The following is a 347-nucleotide window of genomic DNA, read 5'->3' as shown; positions in this document are numbered from 1 at the left end:
AAGTGGTTCAATTAGCGAATCTACTTCTGGATCAATTTCAGAATCAACAAGCGGTTCAGTAAGTGAGTCGACTTCAGGATCAGTATCGAACTCAGAATCAACAAGTGGTTCAATTAGCGAATCAACAAGCGGTTCAATTTCAGAGTCGACAAGTGGATCAGTAAGTGAATCGACATCAGGATCAATTTCAGAATCAACAAGCGGATCAGTCAGCGAATCTACTTCAGGATCAGTATCGAACTCAGAATCAACAAGTGAATCGACATCAGGTTCAATCTCAGAATCGACAAGCGGATCAGTAAGTGAGTCGACTTCAGGTTCTATTTCAGAGTCAACAAGTGGATCAG

The 347-nt window shown here is 41.5% G+C and carries 1 pseudogene; it reads right to left on the bottom strand.

Annotation, left to right across the window (positions count from 1 at the left end):
- A pseudogene (locus ER639_RS12370) lies at window positions 1-347 on the bottom strand (MSCRAMM family adhesin SdrC); the annotation flags it as partial.

This window comes from Macrococcus sp. DPC7161, assembly GCF_004117835.1.
Classification (GTDB): Bacteria; Bacillota; Bacilli; order Staphylococcales; family Staphylococcaceae; genus SDSC01.
The sequence above is the reverse complement of the archived record's forward strand: the minus strand, read 5'-3'. Positions and strand labels throughout refer to the sequence as shown.